Source organism: Pseudomonas sp. YeP6b (assembly GCF_025642995.1).
Classification (GTDB): Bacteria; Pseudomonadota; Gammaproteobacteria; order Pseudomonadales; family Pseudomonadaceae; genus Aquipseudomonas.
In genome coordinates, this window is record NZ_CP080090.1 from 4,973,129 (window position 1) to 4,989,412 (window position 16,284).

16 protein-coding genes and 1 riboswitch are annotated in these 16,284 nt (G+C 62.0%); of the genes, 1 reads left to right on the plus strand and 15 read right to left on the minus strand.

The annotated features are described in order from the left end of the window. Positions 1-30: 30 nt before the first annotated feature. The 10 genes from KZH41_RS22340 to cobO all read right to left on the minus strand — a co-directional run bounded on the left by KZH41_RS22340 (position 31) and on the right by cobO (position 9,478). On the minus strand, positions 31-759 hold the full coding sequence (locus KZH41_RS22340) for an adenosylcobinamide-GDP ribazoletransferase (protein ID WP_094950292.1): 729 nt from the start codon (positions 757-759) through the stop codon (positions 31-33). Between the two features lie 2 nt (positions 760-761). Next, positions 762-1,337 carry an alpha-ribazole phosphatase family protein gene (gene cobC, locus KZH41_RS22345; protein ID WP_263273724.1) on the minus strand — a complete coding sequence of 192 codons (576 nt, stop codon included), beginning with the start codon at positions 1,335-1,337 and terminating at the stop codon, positions 762-764. Further along, a complete protein-coding gene (gene cobT, locus KZH41_RS22350; protein WP_242151660.1) occupies positions 1,334-2,389 on the minus strand; it encodes a nicotinate-nucleotide--dimethylbenzimidazole phosphoribosyltransferase in 1,056 nt (351 codons plus the stop codon). Before cobT ends, cobC begins: the two co-directional genes overlap by 4 nt. Then, positions 2,386-2,907, minus strand: a complete 522-nt coding sequence (gene cobU / locus KZH41_RS22355) for a bifunctional adenosylcobinamide kinase/adenosylcobinamide-phosphate guanylyltransferase (RefSeq protein ID WP_263273725.1) — start codon at positions 2,905-2,907, stop codon at positions 2,386-2,388. The genes cobT and cobU overlap by 4 nt, the downstream gene beginning before the upstream one ends. Positions 2,908-3,499: 592 nt before the next feature. Beyond that, positions 3,500-4,951, minus strand: coding sequence for a cobyric acid synthase (locus tag KZH41_RS22360; RefSeq protein ID WP_263273726.1), 1,452 nt, complete (start codon positions 4,949-4,951; stop codon positions 3,500-3,502). After that, the gene (cobD, locus tag KZH41_RS22365; RefSeq protein WP_263273727.1) at positions 4,948-5,937 is read right to left on the minus strand and encodes a threonine-phosphate decarboxylase CobD; all 990 of its coding nucleotides are present in this window, start codon (positions 5,935-5,937) and stop codon (positions 4,948-4,950) included. Before cobD ends, KZH41_RS22360 begins: the two co-directional genes overlap by 4 nt. Next, a complete protein-coding gene (cbiB, locus tag KZH41_RS22370; protein WP_094950286.1) occupies positions 5,930-6,838 on the minus strand; it encodes an adenosylcobinamide-phosphate synthase CbiB in 909 nt (302 codons plus the stop codon). Before cbiB ends, cobD begins: the two co-directional genes overlap by 8 nt. Further along, complete coding sequence (gene bluB / locus KZH41_RS22375) at positions 6,835-7,485, minus strand: 5,6-dimethylbenzimidazole synthase (protein ID WP_094950285.1); 651 nt, start codon at positions 7,483-7,485, stop codon at positions 6,835-6,837. Before bluB ends, cbiB begins: the two co-directional genes overlap by 4 nt. After that, positions 7,482-8,870, minus strand: coding sequence for a cobyrinate a,c-diamide synthase (locus KZH41_RS22380; RefSeq protein ID WP_242151668.1), 1,389 nt, complete (start codon positions 8,868-8,870; stop codon positions 7,482-7,484). Before KZH41_RS22380 ends, bluB begins: the two co-directional genes overlap by 4 nt. After that, entirely contained in the window at positions 8,867-9,478 is a 612-nt protein-coding gene (gene cobO / locus KZH41_RS22385) for a cob(I)yrinic acid a,c-diamide adenosyltransferase (protein WP_094950283.1), read from the minus strand. Before cobO ends, KZH41_RS22380 begins: the two co-directional genes overlap by 4 nt. A gap of 78 nt (positions 9,479-9,556) precedes the next feature. Further along, a riboswitch (cobalamin riboswitch) is annotated at positions 9,557-9,805 on the minus strand. A 99-nt stretch (positions 9,806-9,904) separates the two neighbouring features. Here cobO and KZH41_RS22390 point away from each other — a divergent pair. Then, on the plus strand, positions 9,905-11,218 hold the full coding sequence (locus KZH41_RS22390) for a PQQ-dependent sugar dehydrogenase (protein ID WP_094950282.1): 1,314 nt from the start codon (positions 9,905-9,907) through the stop codon (positions 11,216-11,218). 146 nt (positions 11,219-11,364) lie between these two features. Here the strand turns inward: KZH41_RS22390 and KZH41_RS22395 are convergent, their stop codons facing one another. The 5 genes from KZH41_RS22395 to KZH41_RS22415 form a co-directional block, all read right to left on the minus strand. Then, positions 11,365-11,904 carry a C40 family peptidase gene (locus KZH41_RS22395; RefSeq protein WP_263273728.1) on the minus strand — a complete coding sequence of 180 codons (540 nt, stop codon included), beginning with the start codon at positions 11,902-11,904 and terminating at the stop codon, positions 11,365-11,367. A gap of 144 nt (positions 11,905-12,048) precedes the next feature. Beyond that, complete coding sequence (locus KZH41_RS22400) at positions 12,049-12,693, minus strand: C40 family peptidase (RefSeq protein ID WP_263273729.1); 645 nt, start codon at positions 12,691-12,693, stop codon at positions 12,049-12,051. Between the two features lie 213 nt (positions 12,694-12,906). Beyond that, positions 12,907-13,611, minus strand: a complete 705-nt coding sequence (gene hda / locus KZH41_RS22405; protein ID WP_017134884.1) for a DnaA regulatory inactivator Hda — start codon at positions 13,609-13,611, stop codon at positions 12,907-12,909. A 203-nt stretch (positions 13,612-13,814) separates the two neighbouring features. Beyond that, positions 13,815-14,888, minus strand: a complete 1,074-nt coding sequence (locus tag KZH41_RS22410; RefSeq protein WP_094950279.1) for an AI-2E family transporter — start codon at positions 14,886-14,888, stop codon at positions 13,815-13,817. A gap of 42 nt (positions 14,889-14,930) precedes the next feature. Continuing rightward, complete coding sequence (locus KZH41_RS22415; RefSeq protein WP_263273730.1) at positions 14,931-15,971, minus strand: DUF2066 domain-containing protein; 1,041 nt, start codon at positions 15,969-15,971, stop codon at positions 14,931-14,933. Positions 15,972-16,284: the final 313 nt, after the last annotated feature.

Here is a 16,284-nt window from a genome sequence, read left to right on the forward strand (position 1 = left end):
TACCCGCGATTATGGAAATGCAAGCAAGTGTTACAACGCCAAGCCGACCAACACCGCGACTTCCAACAGCTCCAACAGTGCGCCGGCCGTGTCGCCGGTGGTGCCGCCGAGCCGATTGACCATCAGTTGGCGCAGGCCGATAAAGCACAGGGCCGCGAGTAAAACAGCGATCCCGCCGCTGAAACCACCGATCAGGATGCAGGCCAGGCCGCTGAGGATCAGCACCTGTTGGCCGACGATCCGCGGTAAATGATCTGACAACGCCTGCCCCAGACCTCCTGCACGCACATAGCGCGTGGTGAGGAACAGCGCCAGCATCGATGCACGCCCGATCAGTGGCGCGAGGATCAGCGCGGCACTGTTGTGTTGCTCGATCAAGGCCACCAATGCCGTGAACTTGAGCAGCAACACCAAGCCCAAGGTGACCACGGCAATCGGTCCGCTGCGCGGGTCTTTCATGATGGTCAGGGTGCGCTCGCGATCGCCGAAACCACCGAGCCAGGCATCCGCGCTGTCGGCCAGGCCGTCCAGGTGCAAGCCGCCACTGAGCAGCACCCACGCCGTCAGTAACAGCGCGGCGTGCAGCAACAACGGGGCGCCCATCAACGCCGTGTTCAGGGCCCACAGCAGCAGCCCGAACAACAACCCGACCAGCGGATAAAACAGCAGCGAACGCCCCAGCTCCTGAGGCTGTGGCATGCCCGGCAGCCGAATCGGCAGGCTGCTGAGAAATTGCAGGGCGATCCAGAATGGCAGCATCGTCAGCGTCCTTCCTTCAACACGCCGTCGGCCGCCACCTGCAGGCTGAACAGCCCACCGTGGCCGACTTCGACATTCAGCAGTTGCTCGCGGGGCAAACCGCGCGCTTGCGCCAGCAGCAGACGCATGACGCCACCGTGGCTGATCAGCAACACGCGCTCGCCGGCATAAGCTTGATGCAAACGTGAGACAGCGCCGAGAACACGGTCGGAAAAGTCGCTGACACGCTCGCCTTCAGGCGGTGTGAAGCGATAGGGATCGGCCCAGAACAAGCCCAACCCTTCGGCATCGGTTTCCATCAGCGCGGCCGCACTCTGCCCTTCCCAGGCGCCGAAGTGCAGCTCTTGCAGATCCTTTTCCAGGCTCATGGGGAGCTTGAGCCGAGCACCTAACTCTTGGGCGAACAGCGCGCAGCGTTGCAGTGGCGAGCTGACCAACCGGTCCCACGGCCCCTGCTCCACCACAGCGGCGCGCATCTGCTCCCAGCCCTTGGCGGTGAGTGCGTCGTCCAGGCTGCCGCGCAGGCCACCGCCCAGCTCCGTTTCGCCGTGGCGCAGCAGGTCCAGGTGCAAGGTCATGCCGGGCGGTCCGCCACGGCGGCTTCGGCGAAGGTCGCCATCTGCCCGTGCAATGCGCACGCAAGGCGCAACAACGGCACCGCCAGCGCTGCACCGCTGCCCTCACCCAGGCGCAGGCCCAATTCCAGCAACGGTTGTGCGTCAAGGCGTTGCAGCACATGACGATGACCCGGCTCAGCGCCGCGATGGCCGAACACCAGCCACTCACGGCACGCTGGGTTCAAGCGGGTGGCAACCAACGCCGCAACCGTGCAGATAAACCCATCCACCAGCACCACGATGCCTTCCTGGGCGCAGGCCAGGTAGGCACCAACCAGCGCGGCAATTTCAAACCCGCCGAGGTTGAACAGGGTCTGCAACGCGTCGCCACGCTGCCCGGCATGCAACGCCAATGCGCGCTCGATGACGGCCACCTTGTGACTGACGCCTTGGGCATTTAAACCGGTGCCCGGACCGGTCAGATCGCCGACCTGGCAGTCGAGCAACGCGCAGGCCAAGGCGCTGGCAGCGGTGGTGTTGCCGATGCCCATCTCACCGCCGATAAACAACTGCGCGCCGCTCTCCAAGGCACGGCGCGCGCTGTCGCGACCGGCGTGCAGGGCCAAGCGACCCTGAGCCTCAGTCATCGCCGGGCCGTTGACGAAATTGGCCGTGCCCGCGCCGATGTTCAGGTGACGCACACCCGGCAGGTTCAGCGACGGCGTTACCGTCCCCAGGTCGACCACCTCCAGCTGCGCATCCAACTGCCGCGCCAATACGCTGATGGCCGCGCCGCCGGTGACAAAGTTGTGCAGCATCTGCCCGGTCACTTCCTGGGGAAACGCCGACACGCCTTCTGCGACCACACCATGATCACCGGCGAAAATCGCGATCCACACGCGGTCCACCAACGGCTTGACCTGGCCTTGCAAGCCGGCCAACTGCACCGCCACGGCTTCCAGCTGACCGAGAGAACCGGTCGGTTTGGTCAGTTGCTGTTGGCGAGCCAGCGCGTGTTCATGCGCCGAAGCGTCGACGGCCTTGCAGGGGTTGAGCCACCAAGTGTCAGTCATAACGCAGTACCTTTCAAAGTCAGGGGCAGGCCGGCGACGGTCAGGACAACACGCTGACAGCGCTCAGCCAAGGCTTGATGCAGCCAACCGGCTTCATCCACATAGCGGCGAGTCAATTCGCCCAGCGGCACGACACCCAGACCGGTCTCGTTGCTGACAAAAATGATTTCACCTGGCAACGAAGCCAGGGTTTCCAGCAGTTGGTCACGCTCAAGCGCCAGGCGCGCCGGGTCTTCGAGCATCAGCAGATTGGTCAGCCACAGGGTCAGGCAATCCACCAACAGGCAGCACTCGGCGGCGGCGTTTTCACGCAGAACGCGCGCCAATTCGATGGGTTCCTCGATCAAGCCCCAGTGATCGGGGCGACGCTGCCGATGCAGCGCGACGCGCTCGTTCATCTCACCGTCCAGCGGCTGGCTGGTGGCGATATAGGTAACGGGCAAAGCGCTCTCACTGGCGAGCTTTTCGGCGAGACGGCTCTTACCGGAACGGGCACCGCCGAGGATCAACTGATACATGGGAAGGCACCTTTATTGGCCGGCCGGTCGCTTGAAGTGGGCACCGTCAAATGTGGGAGCGGTGCATCAGTTGAATAGTGGTTGGCTGGCAGGCCGCCATCGCAGGCAAGCCAGCTCCCACAGAAAAGCAGATCTGCTTTTGATCTGGCTTTTGATCTGGCCTTTGATCTGGCTGTTGATCTGGCTTTTGACTTTGATCTCAGTCGCCCCGTTAAACCACGCTGGCCGAACGCAGGCTTGAATCCGTGGGTAACCCGGCAGGACGCCGGGTTAGCCGCGCTGGGCCAAGGATGGCCCATCGCGGCGGCCCACGGATTCAAGCCTGCGTTCGGGCACACCGAGCCTAGGCGAGGTGCCGAGTGGTGGGGCGAAGACCTTTTGGTTACTTTTGGGTCTTTCCAAAAGTGACCCGCTGTAAGAGCGGAACCATAGGTCGCCGTTACCAAAGAAATGGATATGTACACCGACCCACCGCCTTCGCGAGCAAGCCCGCTCCCACATTTAGGGTGCGGTGCATCAGTTGAATAGTGGCTGGCTGGCCGGGCGCCATCGCAGGCAAGCCCGCTCCCACCTAAAGTCCATGTGTACACCGTCAAATCCCGCACAGCTTGCGCAATAAGCCGGTATCCAGATGGTTCTCCACCAAGTCCGCCAACCGCTCAATATCACGCTCGCGCAAAGCGTGGTAATCCACTTCCTGCACAGACTCCAAACCAGCCCAGCGCAATAGGGCGCTGCAAGCGGCCGGCGTCTCAAACAACCCATGCAGATAGGTGCCAAGAATCTGCCCGTCTTCACTCTGCGCGCCATCACTACGGCCATCATCCAAAAACACCGCAGCACGCGACAAGCCACTGCCCGAGGTCACACCCGCATGGATCTCATAGCCACTGACCTCAGCATCCTCCAGCAACAACCGCCCACGCACATTGCGCAACTGCTTCTCTTGCTCCAGCGTCGTGCTGAACGCCAGCAACCCCAGCCCATCGCTGGACCCGGCCAGCCCTTCCAACCCCAGCGGGTCATGCACTTGCTCACCGAGCATCTGCAACCCACCGCAAATCCCCAACACCTTGCCGCCATAACGCAAATGCCGCGCCACGGCCGTGTCCCAGCCATTAGCGCGCAGGTACGCCAAATCGCTGCGCACACTTTTCGAACCCGGCAAGATAATCAGGTCAGCCGCCGGAATGGGCTGGCCCGGGCCGATAAACTGCAAATCCACCTGCGGATGCAGGCGCAACGGATCAAAATCCGTATGATTGCTGATACGCGGCAACACCGGCACCACCACGTTGAGCACCTGCGCGGCCTTGTCGATCTGGCGCTGGTCGATGCCGTCTTCGGCTTCCAGATGCAAGTCCATGACGTAAGGCAACACGCCCACCACTGGCTTACCGGTGCGCGCTTCCAGCCAATCCAAACCTGGCTGCAACAGCGCAATATCGCCACGAAAGCGGTTGATGATGAAGCCCTTGACCCGCGCCTGCTCGGTCGGCGAAAGCAATTGCAGGGTGCCGACCAGATGGGCAAACACGCCACCGCGATTGATATCGGCGATCAGCAGCACCGGGCAATCCACCGCTTCGGCGAAGCCCATATTGGCGATGTCATTGGCGCGCAGGTTGATCTCTGCCGGGGAACCCGCGCCTTCCACCATCACCACCGGGTAGGCCTCGCTCAACCGCGCGTGGGAGGCCAGCACTGCCTGCATCGCAATGGCTTTATAGTCGTGATAGGCCACGGCGTTCATGCTGGTCACGGCGCGGCCGTGGATGATCACCTGGGAGCCGGTGTCACTGTTGGGTTTGAGCAGCACCGGGTTCATGTCGGTGTGCGGCGCGAGGTTGGCGGCCTGGGCTTGCACGGCCTGGGCGCGGCCGATCTCGCCGCCTTCAGCCGTCACGGCGCTGTTGAGCGCCATGTTCTGCGGCTTGAACGGCGCCACCGCCACGCCCTTGCGCACCAGCCAGCGGCACAGCGCGGTCACCAGGGTACTTTTACCGGCGTCGGAGGTGGTGCCTTGCACCATCAGCGTACTCATGCGGCGTCCTTGTAGGCGGCCAGGGCCTCATCAAGTCGAAGCCAATCCGCCTCAGTGTCGGGCAGGCCGAAACGCAGGCTGCTGTCGTGGATAAACAGACGCAACAGAATGCCGCGCTGGGCCATGAATTCGTGCAGGCGTTCGGCGTGCGGCGTGATCAGCCATTGGAACAACGCGCAGCCGCCTTGGGGTTGAAAGCCGTGGCGCTCCAGCAGTTCAAATAGGCGCTGGCCGGCTTCGATGCAGCGATTACGCTGATGGGCATGCCCCGCCGTATCGCGCAGGCACACTTGGCCGAGCACCCGCGTCGGCCCGCTGACCGTCCACGGGCCGAGCTGTTCGGCCAACAATTTGAGCAGCTTGCGCTCCGCCAGCACAAAGCCCAGGCGCACACCGGCCAGGCCGAAGAATTTGCCGAACGAGCGCAACACAATCAGGCCGACTTGGTGGGCCTGGCTGGCCAAGCTCAAGTGCGGGGTGACGTCCATAAACGCTTCGTCCACCACCAGCCAGCCGCCGCGCTGGGCCAGTCTCGAGTGCCACTCCAGCAGGCGCTGCGGGGGCAGCCTCAGGCCAGTGGGGTTGTTGGGGTTGACCACCACCAGCACATCGAGGCTGTCGAGAAAGAAGTCGACTTCCTGCTCCTGCACCTCGCGCACCACGTAACCGGCGCGACGCCAGGCTTCGGCGTGCTCGGCATAACACGGCGACAGCACGCCGACCTTGCCGGAACGACGCAAGCGCGGCAGCAATTGGATGGCTGCCTGGGAACCCGCCACCGGCAGCACGTGAGCAGCGCCGTAGTATTCGCTGGCGGCCTTCTCCAGGCCGTCATCGGTTTCCGGCAAGCGCGCCCAGGCCCGCAACGGGATCTCAGGGATCGGCCACGGCCAGGGCGCCAGGCCGCTGGACAGGTCGAGCCAATCCGCCTCGGCAATCCCGTACTGAATCACTGCCTTACGCAGCCGGCCACCGTGTTCAAGCATAGAATTGCGCCCCCGCGCAGAGGATCAACAGCCATAACCACACACCGCGCTGCACCAGTTGCCAGCCGCGGTCGATAGCGTCGGCATCCGCCGCCGGGCCTTCGCCCAGTTGCGGGCGCTGATGCAGCTCACCGTGATAAATCGCCGCGCCACCCAGTTCCACCCCCAATGCGCCCGCACCGGCGGCCATCACTGGCCCTGCGTTAGGGCTGTCCCACGTCGGGCCCTGGGTGCGCCAGCATTTGAGCGCCAGGCGGGTTTTGCCGAGTACGGCGTAGGTCAAAGCCACCAAGCGCGCGGGAATATAGTTGAGTACATCGTCGATCTTTGCCGCCGCCCAGCCGAAACGCTCAAAGCGCTCGTTGCGATAACCCCACATGGCGTCGAGGGTGTTGCTCAGGCGATAGAGCACCACGCCCGGCACGCCAGCGACGACAAACCAGAACAGTGCGGCGAACACCGCATCGCTGCCGTTCTCCAGCACCGATTCGGTGGCGGCACGCGCGACTTCGGTGCTGTCCAGTTCACTGGTCTGGCGGCTGACCAGGTAACTCACGCGCTTGCGCGCTTCATCCAGGTCATCACTGCGCAACGCCTGGGCGACCGGGATCACATGTTCGCCAAGGCTGCGCATGCCCAGCGCCAGGTACAACGCCAGAATCTCCAACGCCCAGCCGATATACGGCGCCCATGACAACGCGGTGGCCAGCAGGGTCAGCGGCACCACCGCGACAAACCACGCGGTCACGCCGTGGCTGCGCCAGCCGCGGCCACCGCTGTTGAAACGCTGCTCGATGCGCCCGGCGAAGTTGCCGAACGCCACCAGCGGATGCCAGCGCTTGGGCTCGCCCAGCAGCGCATCCAGCGCCACGGCAGCGACACACAGCAAGGCCACACTCATTGACTCACTCCCCACACATTCTCATACAACATGTCACTCAGCGGCCGTGGTTCGGTCCAGCCTTCGAGCTGCAACATCGGTGCCGGGTAGAACTCGGCGACCGGGCCCAGGCACAACACCGCCAGGGGTTTGGCACCGGGCGGCAAGCCCAGCAGGTCGGCCAGGGCTTGCGGTTCGAACAACGAGACCCAGCCCATGCCAAGGCCTTCGACACGAGCCGCCAGCCACAGATTCTGGATCGCGCAGGACAACGACGCCATGTCCATTTCCGGCAAGGTGCGACGGCCAAAGATATGGCGTTCGCGGTCATCCATCAGCGCCGCCACCAGCACTTCGGCGCAGTCGTGGATGCCTTCAACCTTGAGCTTCATGAATTCATCGGAGCGCTCGCCCAGCGCCTCGGCGGTGCGCACGCGCTCTTCTTCCACCAGTTGCTGAATCTGCCCGCGCAATGGGCGGTCGCTGATGCGGATAAACCGCCAGGGCTGCATCAAGCCGACGCTGGGCGCCTGGTGCGCGGCCTGGAGCAGGCGGTGCAGCAAGTCGGGGGCCACGCTGCCACCTGTGAAGTGGCGCATGTCGCGGCGTTCGGCGATGGCGCGGTAGACGGCGTCGCGTTCGGCTTGGGGGTAGGCGTTGTCAGTCATGGCCCTATCGCGGGCAAGCCCGCTCCCACATTTTGATTTGCGAACGCTGTCGATGTGGGAGCTGGCTTGCCTGCGATAGCACTCTCAAGGCTCGGCGCAAACAAAGCAGCCACCGCCGTAGGGTTGGAGGGAAAGTAAAAGTGCACGTAGGAAGCCGTCATCCGCCCCTGTCGGTAAACCGCCTCAGCACCGCGCCCGCCGTTAGGGCTAAGCCCACGAGCAATTGGCTGCCACTCAGTACTGGTCAGGGAATGGTGATAGGTGTGACCGCGCAGTACGCCTTCCGGCAACTCGACGCTTTGCAGGGCCAGGGCTGCGAGTTTCTTTTGCATCACCGCATCCCCTTGCAGCAGGCCGACCAGTTCGGCACGGGTGCCGTCGACATCGGTCAGCGAGTCCAGCAGGTAGAGCATGCCGCCACATTCGGCGAGCATGGGTTTACCGGCGGCGTGATGGGCGCGGATCGCGTCGAGCATCGGGGTGTTTTCCGACAGCGCCTGGTGGTGCAATTCCGGGTAACCACCGGGCAAATAGAGGCTGTCGGCGTCAGGTAATTCGCTATCGTGAATCGGCGAGAAGAAGCACAACTCGGCGCCCATCGCCCGCAGCAGGTCGAGGCTGGCGCCATAGGTGAAGGCAAAGGCTTCGTCACGGGCGACAGCGATGCGCACGCCAGCCAGCAAGGGCTCGGCTTCGATCACTTCAGGCGCGGCGAAGGTCACCGGTGGCGGCAAGGCGACTTCGCAACTGCTGCCCAGGGCTTGGGCGGCGGCGTCCAGGCGCACGTCGAGGTCATTCAATTCGCTGGCTTGCACCAGACCCAGGTGGCGGCTGGGCAATTCGATCCCAGTTTCCCGCGACAGCGCGCCGTACCAGCGCAGGCCTTCGGTGAGGCTGCCTTCGAGCAATTGTGCATGGCGCAGGGTGCCGACGCGGTTGGCCAGCACGCCGGCGAACGGCAGGTCGGGCTGATAGCGCGCCAAGCCCAAGGCCAGCGCACCAAAGGTCTGGGCCATGGCGGTGCCGTCGATCACCCCGAGCACCGGCACGCCAAAGTGCCGCGCCAGGTCGGCGCTGGAAGGCGTGCCGTCGAACAGGCCCATCACGCCTTCGATCAGGATCAGGTCGGCCTCGCCCGCCGCTTCCCACAACAAACGACGACTTTCCTGCTCACCGACCATCCACATGTCCAATTGATACACCGGCGCACCGCTGGCGCGCTCGTGGATCATCGGGTCGAGAAAGTCCGGCCCGCATTTGAACACGCGCACCTTGCGCCCCAGGTTGCGGTGCAAACGCGCCAGCGCGGCGGTGACGGTGGTTTTGCCTTGGCCGGACGCCGGTGCGGCGATCAGGACGGCCGGGCAATGACGGGGCTGATTCAAAGTTCGACGCCCTTCTGTGCCTTGATACCGGCCTGGAACGCGTGCTTGAGCATGCCCATTTCGGTGACGGTGTCGCCCATTTCGATCAGCTCAGGCTTAGCGCCACGGCCGGTGACCACCACGTGCTGCATCGGCGGGCGGGCTTGCAGGTCGCTGAGTACCTGGTCCAGATCAAGGTAGCCGTGCTTGAGGGCGATGTTCAGTTCATCCAGCACCACAAGGCCGATGGAAGGGTCTTGCAGCAGTTCGCGGGAAACTGTCCAGGCGGCTTCGGCGGCGGCGATGTCGCGCTGGCGGTCCTGGGTTTCCCAGGTGAAGCCTTCGCCCATCACGTGAAAGCGCACTTGCTCGGGGAAGCGGCGGAAGAACAGTTCCTCACCGGTGCTGTTGCGCCCCTTGATGAACTGCACCACGCCGCACTGCATGCCGTGGCCCATGGCGCGGGCGAGCATGCCAAACGCCGAGCTGCTCTTGCCTTTGCCGTTGCCGGTCAATACCAGCAGCAAGCCGCATTCGCTCGGGGAATTGGCGATACGTTCATCGATCACGGCTTTTTTGCGCAGCATGCGCGCCAGGTGGCGTTCGTCGCGGTCGGGGGAATCGGTCATGACAGCTCTCCGTTGGGGCTGGACAAAAACGGCGGGCAGGAAAAAGAAATAACAGACAGCCAAGCATCGCCCACCGTGATGCTGTTGGATGTTTCAGGCCGGTCTCCGGACTCATGAGTGGCCTCCCTTTATAGAAAGCAGGCCAACGGTGCGCCTTCCCATATCACGTAGATACAGTGGCAAAAGGCACCGTTTTCACTCATTTACCGTTGCGGGGGCAGCGCCGGAATTGCGGCAGCACTGTGTAGAAGTGCGCTCACTCACCGGCTTCCCTGTTTCACTCTGTCGACCCACCGGTCACAGAGCACCTGGAACAAGCCGCGAAGGTTAGTGGGTTGGGGGTGGAGCGTCAATTAAAGCTGGCCTTGTACTGGAACGATCTGACCGGCAAACACCTCTACCCTTACAGGTATTAAGGAGAAAACCATGCATAAAACCAGACTCGCCCTACTGATCATGCTGGCAGGCACCCTCGCCGCCTGCGGTGAAAGCTCTACTCTGAAGGTCTCAGACGGCACCGGGCCCTCGCCTAAGCTGCCGGAGCCGAACAAAACCCTGATCCCCACCGTGAATATCGCCCCGGCGATTGGCTGGCCAGAGGGCGCGAAGCCGACAGCCGCAGCCGGTACTCAGGTCGCGGCATTTGCCGAAGGCCTGGACCACCCGCGCTGGCTGTATGTGCTGCCCAACGGTGATGTACTGGTGGCAGAAACCAACGCCCCGCCCAAGCCGGATGACTCCAAGGGCATTCGCGGCTGGGTGATGGAAAAAGTCATGGGCCGCGCCGGCGCGGGCGTGCCGAGCCCGAACCGCATCACGCTGCTGCGTGATGCCAACCACGACGGCGTCGCCGAAACGCGCACGGTGTTCCTGGAGAACCTCAACTCGCCGTTCGGCATGACCTTGGTCGGCAACGACTTGTATGTCGCCGACTCGGACAAGCTGTTGCGCTTTCCTTATCAGCCGGGCGAAACCGCAATCAAGGCCGCCGGCACCAAAGTGGTCGACTTGCCCGGCGGCAGCATTAACCACCACTGGACGAAAAACGTGGTGGCCAGCAAGGACGGCAGCAAGTTGTATGTGAGTGTCGGCTCCAACAGCAACGTCGGCGAGAACGGCTTGGCGGCGGAAGAAGGTCGCGCGGCGATCTGGGAAGTCGACCGCGCCACCGGCCAGCACCGCATTTTTGCCTCCGGCTTGCGTAACCCCAACGGCATGGCTTGGGAACCGCAGAGTGGCAAGCTGTGGACGGCGGTGAATGAACGCGATGAAATCGGCAGCGACCTGGTGCCGGACTACATCACTTCGGTCAAGGACGGCGCGTTTTATGGCTGGCCGTTCAGTTACTACGGGCAGCATGTGGATATACGCGTTTCACCGCAGAATCTGGACCTGGTCGCCAAGGCCATCGCCCCGGACTATGCGGTGGGCCCGCACACTGCGTCTTTAGGCCTGACCTTCGCTGAGGGCAGCAAACTCCCGGCGCAGTTCAGCAACGGCGCGTTTATCGGCCAGCATGGTTCGTGGAACCGCAAGCCGCACAGTGGCTACAAGGTAATTTTCGTGCCGTTTGAGGGTGGTCAGCCTAAAGGGCAGCCGGTGGATGTGCTGACGGGGTTCCTCAACAGTGATGAGAAAGCCATGGGCCGGCCGGTGGGCGTGGTAATTGATCAGCAGGGGGATTTGCTGGTGGCCGATGATGTGGGGAATAAGGTGTGGCGGGTGTCGGCGGCTAAGTAAGACGCCATAAAACCAATGTGGGAGCGGGCTTTTGTGGAGGTTGGCTTGCCTGCGATGGCATCAACTCGGTTTAACGATAAGACCGAGGTGCCTGCATCGCGGGCAAGCCAGGCTCCCACAAAAGCACTGCTCCCACATTTTGATTTCTAGGGGTTGCGCGCCAGATTCGCAGGCAATACACGCTTGGCGCTCAAATAAGCATTCTGCCAATAGGTTTTGGACAGGGTATCGAGCTTCACCGTACCGCCGGTTTGCGGTGCATGTACGAATCGCCCTTCGCCCACGTAGATACCCGCGTGGCTTACCTGTGAGCCGCCGCCGGTCGCGAAGAAGATCAGGTCACCGGTCTGCAGGTTGTTTTCGCTCACATCCTGGGCACGCATCACGATCAGTTCACGGGTGGTGCGCGGCAGGCTGATGCCCGCAGCGTCACGGTAGACAAACCCGATTAAGCCGCTGCAATCAAACCCGGAGTCCGGCGTGTTACCGCCCCAACGATAAGGCGTGCCGACCAGGCCCAGCGCACGGAAGAGCACGTCTTCGGCTGCCGGCGAGAAATTTTGCGTGGAATAGTTGAACACCGGCTTAGGCTTGACCGCTACAGGCGCGGGCGGCGGTGGTCGGCTTGCGCAGGCGCTGAGAAGCGCGGCGCACACCAGAAGAATGAGGCGGGCTGAGGTCGACATGGGCAGAACAATCCTGGTCTGGATGCGGCTTTCGCTGCCGAGCGCTGAAAACCAGAACGCGCAAGCAAAGCTCGCGCGAACGGATTACAACAATGTCCAGGGATTCTAGCGCTTACACGTCAAACTTCAAGTATCACTTTAACTTTACTTACTAACGGTAACCGTAGTCGGGGCCATGGCGAGTGCGCGCTTGGCTTCGATGAAGGTTTTGCTCCAGTAGCTGTCACCCAGGTTGTCGACTCGAACACCGCCACTGCGACGGCTGCTGGAGTGGATAAACTGGTTATCGCCCAAGTAGATACCGGCATGGCTCACACGACCACGGCCAGCCGTACTAAAGAAAAGCAGATCACCGGGCTTGAGGTTCTTGCGTGCGACCAACGGTGCATCCACGTTGATCATTTCGCGCGTGGAGCGAGGCAGATTCATGCCCGCTTCTTCACGGAACAGATAGCCGATGAAGCCGCTGCAGTCGAAACCGGCTTCGGAGGTGCCGCCGAAACGGTAACGGGTACCGATCAGGGACATGCCGCGTTCGAGGATGCTGTCGGCCAGAACTGGAAGCTGGTAAGGCTTGCTGCCGGCGAAGGCGGCGAGTTCTTTCTCAGTTGCCTGCTCTTCTTTATAGAGAGCTTCCTGATAGACAGTGGAAGACTGTGCTGCAACGAATTTTGCCTGAGACTGTTGTGCTGGTTTTTGCTGCTCAGCCACGTTTTGAGTGTGGGTGGCGCAACCAAACAACAGGGTAACGAGTGCGAGAGGCACGAGTGGTGCGAAGCGATTTAGCATGGGCACGACCGTGGCTGATGTGTAAAGAAGCCGAGACTATGCCCTCTATCACATCGATTTGCAAATTCAATCGTGATCTATGTGACTTCTTGTTTGGACTATGACATCTAAGCCCTTAATACCCTATACGCGCCTTTTGCGTGGCCAAAGCGGCCCAAACGCAGGTTTTCTGGCGCCTGAAATTTGCCGAAAGCCCCGTAATACAAGGGCTGGCTACCAGCCGAGGGTTTCCTTGAGGAAAGGAATGGTGAGCTTGCGCTGAGCCTGCAAAGAGGCCTGATCGAGCTGTTCGAGCAAATCGAACAACGCGCTCATGCTGCGGGTGCCACGGGTGAGGATAAAGTGCCCGACCTCATCGGTGAGGTGCAAGCCGCGACGGGATGCGCGCAATTGCAAGGCGCGCAGTTTGTCTTCGTCGGACAGCGGGCGCATCTGGAAGATCAGCGCCAGGGTCAGGCGCGACTTGAGGTCGGCCAGCTTCACTGGCAGCTCACGTGGCGAGGTGGACGCGGCGATCAACAGGCGCCGGCCGCTGTCACGCAAGCGATTGAACAGGTGAAACAGCGCCTCTTCCCAATCCGCCTTACCGGCAATCGCCTGAAGATCATCCAGGCACACCAACTCGTATTGCTCCAGGTGGTCGAAGATCCCGATACCCCGGTCCATCAACTCAGCCAATGGCAGGTACACCGCCGGCTCACCCATTTGCTCGAAGCGCAGGCACGCGGCCTGCAACAGGTGGGTACGCCCCACGCCGTGCTTGCCCCACAGGTAGATCAGGCTTTCAGTCCACCCGGCGTCGGCTTCGCAGAGCCGCTCGACATAGCCGAGTGCAGCGGCATTGGCGCCTGGGTAGTAATTGATAAAGGTGGCGTCGTCACGCAGACGCACACCCAAGGGCAGCTGAATCGGTTTCATGCTGACTGAACGGCTCCAAACGAACCGTTAGTGGCCTCTGTGTAAAGTTTGCAAAGTTTATACCCGTGACGCCGGGCGCACAATGCAGCAGACCACAAGCAAAATCAAAGGTTTGCGTTAACTTGGGGCGATTTGCGCAAATAGTTTGACACCACCTTCCAAAAACAACAAACCCGGCCTGGGCCGGGTTTGTGACGAAGCGGTTACAGATCGGGGTCTTCAGCCCCGGTATACACATCCGAATCTTTATACAAATCGTGCACATGACGCACCAGCACCATGATCACCGCCGCCACCGGCAGCGCCAGCAGGATGCCGGTGAAACCAAACAGCTCACCGCCCGCCAGGATCGCAAAGATCACCGCCACCGGGTGCAGGCCGATCCGGTCACCCACCAGCAGCGGCGTCAACACCATGCCTTCAAGGGCCTGGCCGACCATGAACACCGCGACAATCCCGAGCATCGGGTACAGGTCGCCGCCAAACTGGAACAACCCGGCCACCAGTGCCGCGCCAATGCCGATCACGAAGCCCATATAAGGCACGATAGCGGCCAGGCCGGCGATCAAGCCGATCAACAGGCCCAGCTCCAAGCCAATCGCCATCAGGCCGGCGGCGTAGATAATCCCCAGGGCCAGCATCACCAGCAACTGACCACGCACGAACGCGCCCAGCACCTCATGGCACTCTTCGGCCAGGGAAACGATGCGCTCTTCGCTGTTGCGCGGCAGCAGGCTGCGGATTTTGGCCATCATCAGGTCCCAGTCACGCAGCAGGTAGAACGCCACCACTGGGATCAGCACCAAGTTGGTCAACCAGCCAATCAACGCCAGGCTGGATGCCGTGGCCTGGCTGAGCACGACACCGACGATATCGGTGGTCTGGCCCATGTGCTCACTGATCGCCGCCTTGACCTTGTCGAACTTCCAGAAGCCATCCGCCAGGCCCAACTTGGCCTGGGCCCACGGCATTGCCGTGTGCTGCAACCAATCGAGCATCTGCGGCGCCAGTTCATACAAGCGAAACAGCTGCTTGGCCAGCATCGGCACCAATACCAGTACCAATGCTGTGATGACCAACGTGAACAGCGCAAACACCGCCACCACACCCAAGGTCCGCGACAGGCCGGCTTTCTCCAGGCGATCCACCACCGGATCGAACAGATAGGCGAGCAGCAGCGCCACCAGGAACGGCGTCAGGATCGAATGCAGTAAGAACACAAAAACGCACAGCAGGACAATCCCGCCAAGCCACACCCAACGACGCGTATCCGCCATAAACCACTCCATTATTTGCTTCTATCTATAAAGGAAGAACAATTACCAGCGAAAACGCAGCTGTGCCTGAGGTTCAGGCGCAACAGCGGGCTGTGTAGCGTCCACCACCGGCTGCTGGGCCGGCACCTCACCCGCAGGCACTTCCTGCAACTTGGCCAGGCTCAACTGGGTACGCAACTGATCGGCACTGCCGTTGACGCGGTACACAATACGGTTGCCATCCACGCGCTGCGGCTGACCACCAAAAGGCTCGAGCAGATGGCCCAGTGCGGCGTAGCGCTCCAGGGTCATGCCCTGCACTTCGAGCAACTGCTCACTGCTCACACCGGGTTTGACGGCAAAACGTGGCGCCAACTTTTGGCTGACGGCGAGCAATACGGCATCGGCCACGGCGGCGGTGTCGGCACCTTGGGCGGTGCCCTGCTCACTCTTGTCGCCCAGCCACAGGCGCCATTTGGCCTGCCACTGGTTACCTTCCTGGCGCGCGTGCACGGCGAGCAATGCGTCGGCACCGTAGCGCTCAGAAGCTGCGCGCAGTGGCGTGGCGTCGGCGCTTTCCAGATTCGGTGCTGTGGCGACTACCTGTTCGTCCAGATCACCCAGCGGCAGGCGCAACGGCAAGCCACGGTGTTGCGCCGCCCGACGCAGCGCGCCGGCGACGGCTTGGCCATCACCGACCAGGCTGCTGCCTTCGGTGGAGTCGTTCAGCCACCAGCCGAGGATCGACGGCCGATTGCTGCCCCAGATCGACAAGCCCGCCTCACGCAGCGCGCGATCGGTGCTCACCGGGTCGAAATCCACTTGCAGGCTTTCCGGTGGGCCGGCGTCGTAGCCGTACTGGCTGATGATTTGTTGCGGGTCCTTGCGAATCGCCGCCAGGCCCGGGCCATCGGCGGCCTTGGCGTCTCCCGTCAGGCGGATCACCAGGGTTTGCACGGCGCGCTGGGTGGCTTGGTCGCGCTCCTGCGGCGACTGGCTGCTGACAGGTTCAAGTACTTGATACAGGCCATTGAGAGTTTCGGCATGACTCGCCAGGCTGACCAACGACAAGCAGCCTACAAAGAAGAATTTACACAGACGCATGGAAGATTCCCGAACAACAAATTTAGCGGCTGGAACAGACCGCGTGAACTCGGCTTAGCATGGCTGTGACCACAGCAGCCGGTAAAACATTCACAGGGTCTTGGTAAGTTTTCGCAACGTCATAACGGTAGCGGTTTAAAGGCTATACCTTAATACACGCCAAAGCAGACCCCATTAGCATTTTTTTAACCGGCTTTTTTAACCTATATGGCCCTGCCCGTCGGCCCGAGGATGGCCGCTGCCTCTCAAGCCTGATAAAATCGCGCGCCTTCGCAGACCGTCAACGGCTGGGCCTTTTATCAAAAGCGCCCGC